The organism is Mesorhizobium sp. M7A.F.Ca.US.014.04.1.1 (assembly GCF_003998745.1).
Taxonomy (GTDB): Bacteria; Pseudomonadota; Alphaproteobacteria; order Rhizobiales; family Rhizobiaceae; genus Mesorhizobium; species Mesorhizobium ciceri.
Map to the genome: position 1 here is coordinate 1 of NZ_RZRW01000438.1, position 4,844 is coordinate 4,844.

Sequence of the window (4,844 nt, forward strand, 5' to 3'; positions counted from 1 at the left end):
GTGGTGGGTGGCCGGTGCGCCGGGCTTCGCCATCCTCATCGTCAGCCTCGGCTTCAACCTGCTTGGCGACGGCCTGCGCGACGCGCTCGATCCGCGGAGTGGCGACCAATGAGCGGCGACCAATGAGCGGAGAAACGAAAACGCTTCTCAACGTAGACGACCTGCGCGTCACCTTCCCGACCCGCACCGGGCTGATCGAGGCGGTGCGCGGCGTTTCCTTTTCGCTCGGCCGCGAACGGCTCGGCATCGTCGGCGAATCCGGCTCGGGAAAATCGCAGACCGGCCGCGCCATCATGGGCCTGACGCCACCGCAGGCGCGGATATCGGCCAACAAGCTCGCCTTCGACGGCATCGATTTGCTCACCGTCTCGCCACGCGAACGCAGGAAGCTGCGCGGCAAGCGCATCGCCATGATCCTGCAGGATCCGAAATATTCGCTCGACCCGGTGATGAGCATCGGTCGCCAGATCGTCGAGACGCTGCGCACCCATGAAAAGGTCGGCAAGGCGGAGGCGCGCGACCGTGCATTGGCCATGCTGGAGGCGGTGCAGATCCGTGATCCCTCTCGCGTCTTCAATTTGCATCCGCATGAAGTTTCGGGCGGCATGGGCCAGCGCGCCATGATCGCCATGATGCTGATCGCCGGTCCGGAAATGATGATCGCCGACGAGCCGACCTCGGCGCTCGACGTCACCGTGCAGCTCGATGTGCTCGGCATCCTCGACCGGCTGGTCAGTGAGCGTGGCATGGGGCTGATCTTCATCTCGCACGATTTGCGCCTGGTCTCGTCCTTCTGCGACCGCGTCATCGTCATGTATGCCGGCAAGGTGGTCGAGCAGCTCAAGGCGTCCGAACTCGGCCAGGCCCAGCATCCCTACACGCGCGGCCTGCTCAATTGCATGCCCAAGATCGGTGCCGACCGCCACCCGCTGCCGGTGCTCGACCGCAAGCCGGAGTGGGCGGCATGACTTCTGCGATTGCCGTCGACAGGCTGGAAGTGATCTTCGACCGTTTTCGCGCACTGAAAGGCGTCAGCCTCGACGTGCAGCCGGGCGAATCCTTCGGCCTGGTCGGCGAATCCGGCTCCGGCAAATCGACGCTGCTGCGGGCCATCGCCGGCCTTGCGCCGGTTGCATCGGGCGGCATCGTCGTCAACGGCAAGACGCTCGGCGCGCGCCGCGACAAGGCCTTCTACCGTGAAGTGCAGATGGTCTTCCAGGATCCGTACGGGTCGCTGCACCCGCGCCAGACCGTCGACCGTCTGCTGCAGGAGCCGCTTGCCATCCATGGCTTTGCCGACGGCGAAAAGCGTATCCAGCGGGCGCTCGACGAAGTCGGCCTCGGCAACGGTTTTCGGTTTCGCTATTCGCACCAGCTCTCCGGCGGCCAGCGCCAGCGCGTGGCGATCGCGCGTGCGCTCATTCTGGAACCGTCGATCCTGCTGCTCGACGAGCCGACCTCGGCGCTCGATGCCTCGGTGCAGGCGGAAGTGCTCAACCTGCTGGAAGAGGTACGCAAGCGCCGCAAGCTGACCTTCCTGATGGTCAGCCACGACCTCGCCATCATCACCCATATGTGCGAGCGGCTGATGGTGATGCAAAGCGGCGAGGCGGTGGAGAATCTGGCGGCGGCAGACCTTGTCGAGCGCCGCGTGACCAAGGACTATACGCGCAATCTGTTGCGGGCCAGCGACGGGTTTGTGAGAACCGCTTGAATTCGTTTTCTCTTTTGCGCCGAACAACCATCTTGGGGAATTCCCATGGAGGAATGGAAGTTTGCGGATCCGCCCAATGTCGCGGTGTTTGTGGATAGGGCAGTCGTTACCCGCGGCGATTGGATTACATACGTCTCACATGACGATGACGACGGCAGTTGGCAATTCCACAACAGCGAAACCGGACCTGTTGACGAAGGCGATATCATGATCGTCAGCTTGCAAAACGTTGTGCAGCGGGACGAAAGCATCCAGGCGTTGGCGGACTTGCCAGAAGGCTGGCACGCTTGGCGCACCTCGAAATCGTCGCCATGGCAACGCGCCAGGTCGCGCCCTGTGCCCTCCAACGACAACGAATGATCAGGCAAAGCCTTAGGCTGAGCCTTGCGCCAGTTCGCCGCTCTCCAGAACGGGTGGCTCTTCCCGGCCCTTCGGCTCCTTGATCCTGAACCACGTCACATAAAGCGCCGGCAGGAACAGCAGCGTGATTGCGGTACCCGCGATGATGCCGCCCATCATCGCATAGGCCATCGGACCCCAGAACACTTCACGCGCGATCGGGATCAGCGCCAGGCTGGCGGCCGCCGCCGTCAGTGCGATCGGCCGCATCCGGTGTTCGGTCGCTTCGATGACCGCCGCCCAGCGGTCCTTGCCCTCTCGAACAAGATCCTCGATCTGCACGATCAGGATGACCGAATTGCGGATCAGGATGCCGATCAGCGCCAGCACGCCCAGGATGGCGACGAAGCCCAGCGGCGCTCCGCTCGGCACCAGGGCCGCCACCACGCCGATCAGGCCGAGCGGCGCCACCGCCACGACCAGGAACAGGCGCTGGAAGCTTTGCAACTGCACCATCAGGATCGTTGCCATGACGAACAGCATCAACGGCACGACGGCGGCGATCGGTCCCTGACTTTTGGCGCTCTCCTCGACCGAGCCGGCGGTGGCGATCGAATAGCCCGGCGGCAGCTTGGCGGTGAAGGCATCGACCGATGGCTTCAGTTCGTTGACGACCGTGGCCGGCAGCACGTCGCCGACCAGCCCGGCGCGCACGGTGATGGTCGGGATGCGATCGCGTCGCCACACCGTCGGTTGCTCCAGATCGTAGCGGAAGTTGGCGACCGCCGCGAGCGGGATCGCCTCGCCGGTGCTGGTCGGCAACTGCATGTTCTGCAACGTCTCGATCGAGCCGCGTTCGGCCCCGCGGGAGCGGGCCACGACATTGATCAGGTAGGTCGCGTCGCGCACCTGCGTGATGGTGGCGCCGCCGACCGTACTGTTCAGCGCGCTGGCGATGTCGGAGGAGGTGATGCCGAGCTGGCGTGCCTTGTCCTGCAGCACGTCGACCCTCAGCACCCGCTGCGGCTCGTTCCAGTCGAAGGTCGGCGCAGCGAGCTTTGGATTGGCGGAGATGACACCGGCGAATTGCTGCGCCAGTTCGCGCACCGTCTGGATGTCGGGACCGCCGACGCGGTATTGCACGGGGCGGCCGACCGGCGGTCCGAGTTCGAGCGGCTTGACGAAGGCGTCGGTGCCGACGAACTCCTCGCGCAGCAGCTTTTCCAGCGCCGGCTTGACCCGGTTGCGGGCCTCGATGCTCTTGGTGACGATGACGGTCTGGCCGAAATAGGGGTTGGCCGGCTGCACGTCATAGGCGAGCACGAAACGCACCGCGCCCTGGCCGATATAGGACGAGAAATGGTCGATGTCGGGATTGCCGACCAGCGCCCGCTGCTCGAACCGCTCCATCTGGTCGCGCGTGTCGGCGATCGAAGAATTCTGCGGCAGGTTCCAGTCGACGATCAGCTCCGGCCGGTCCGATGGCGGGAAGAACTGCTGCTGCACCAGGCCGAAGCCGGCGATCGAGCCGGCAAACAACGACACGGTGGCGATGATGGTCAGCCAGTGATGGCGCACCGAGCCGACAAGCACGCGCCGGAACAGTGAGGTGAAGCGGCCCGGCTGGTCGTGATGCTTGGTTTTCATCGTCGCCGGCAGGATGGTGACGCCGAGCAGTGGCGCAAACAGCACCGCCACGATCCATGACACCAGCAGCGAAACGGCGATGACCACGAACAGGGTGAAGGTATATTCGCCGGCGGCGCTGTTGTTGAGGCCGATCGGGATGAAGCCGGCGACAGTTACCAGCGTACCGGTCAGCATCGGAAAGGCGGTCGACGTGTAGACATAGGTCGCTGCCTTGCGCAGATTGTCGCCGACCTCCAGCCGCGCCACCATCATCTCGACCGCGATCATCGCGTCGTCGACCAGAAGGCCGAGCGCGATGATCAGCGCACCCAGGGAAATACGCTGCAGCGAAATGCCGAGATAGGCCATGACGGTGAAGGTGATGGCCAGCACCAGCGGGATCGACAGCGCCACGACGAAGCCGGCGCGCATGCCGAGACTGATGAACGACACGGCGAGCACGATGGCGACCGCCTCGAACAGCGCACGCGTAAAGCCCGAGACGGCCTCCTCGACGATGACCGGCTGGTCGGCCACCAGATGCACGCCGACGCCGACCGGCAGGTCGGCCAGCACCTTGTCCATCTCCTTGTGCAGGGCCTCGCCGAATTCGAGCAGGTTGGCGTTGGGTTTCATGCCGATGGCGAGCCCGATCGCGTCCTGGCCGTTGAAACGGAACAGTGCCGTCGGCGGATCGACATAGCCGCGTGTGATCGTCGCTACGTCGCTCAGGCGGAAGAAGCGGTCGTTGACGCGCAGATTGATGGCGCGCAGGCTTTCCTCGGAGGTGAACTGCCCGCCGACACGCACGCTGATGCGCTCCGGCCCGGACTGGATGACGCCGGACGGCGTGATCGCGTTCTGCGCCTGCAGGCTGGCGACGATCGCTTGCTGGTTGAGGCCGAGGGCGGCGATCTGGCGGGTTGAGAATTCGAGATAGATCGCTTCGTCCTGGGCGCCGACCAGGTCGACCTTGCCGGCGTTGGGCACGGTCAGGATCTTTGTTCTGGCATCCTCGACATAGTCGCGCAACTGGCGCGGCGTCAGCCCGTCCGATGTGAAGGCGTAGATGTTGCCATAGACGTCGCCGAAGCGGTCGTTGAAGAACGGGCCCTGCACACCCTGCGGAAACTGTGCCCCGATGTCATTGACCATGTTGCGC

Annotated in this window: 4 protein-coding genes and 1 pseudogene; 4 read left to right on the forward strand and 1 reads right to left on the reverse strand. The window is 64.5% G+C overall.

Annotated elements, in window-relative coordinates; all coding sequences use genetic code 11:
- The 4 genes and pseudogenes from EOA22_RS39040 to EOA22_RS24350 form a co-directional block, all read left to right on the forward strand.
- Positions 1–112, forward strand: a pseudogene (locus tag EOA22_RS39040) (D,D-dipeptide ABC transporter permease); the annotation flags it as partial.
- A 10-nt stretch (positions 113–122) separates the two neighbouring features.
- The gene (locus EOA22_RS24340) at positions 123–968 is read left to right on the forward strand and encodes an ABC transporter ATP-binding protein (RefSeq protein WP_063169980.1); all 846 of its coding nucleotides are present in this window, start codon (positions 123–125) and stop codon (positions 966–968) included.
- Positions 965–1,714, forward strand: a complete 750-nt coding sequence (locus tag EOA22_RS24345) for an ABC transporter ATP-binding protein (RefSeq protein ID WP_013527922.1) — start codon at positions 965–967, stop codon at positions 1,712–1,714. Before EOA22_RS24340 ends, EOA22_RS24345 begins: the two co-directional genes overlap by 4 nt.
- Positions 1,715–1,759: 45 nt before the next feature.
- The gene (locus EOA22_RS24350) at positions 1,760–2,074 is read left to right on the forward strand and encodes a hypothetical protein (RefSeq protein WP_063169981.1); all 315 of its coding nucleotides are present in this window, start codon (positions 1,760–1,762) and stop codon (positions 2,072–2,074) included.
- 12 nt (positions 2,075–2,086) lie between these two features.
- On the opposite strand, the gene EOA22_RS24355 is transcribed toward EOA22_RS24350, so the two are convergent.
- Positions 2,087–4,844, reverse strand: a 2,758-nt coding sequence (locus tag EOA22_RS24355; RefSeq protein ID WP_164755780.1) for an efflux RND transporter permease subunit, incomplete at its 5' end; no start/stop codon positions are given.

Excerpts from the sequence above, each read along its gene's own strand:
- EOA22_RS24340 (WP_063169980.1), top strand. The coding sequence starts at position 123 with ATGAGCGGAGAAACGAAAACGCTTCTCAACGTAGACGACCTGCGCGTC.
- EOA22_RS24345 (WP_013527922.1), top strand. The coding sequence starts at position 965 with ATGACTTCTGCGATTGCCGTCGACAGGCTGGAAGTGATCTTCGACCGT.
- EOA22_RS24350 (WP_063169981.1), top strand. The coding sequence starts at position 1,760 with ATGGAGGAATGGAAGTTTGCGGATCCGCCCAATGTCGCGGTGTTTGTG.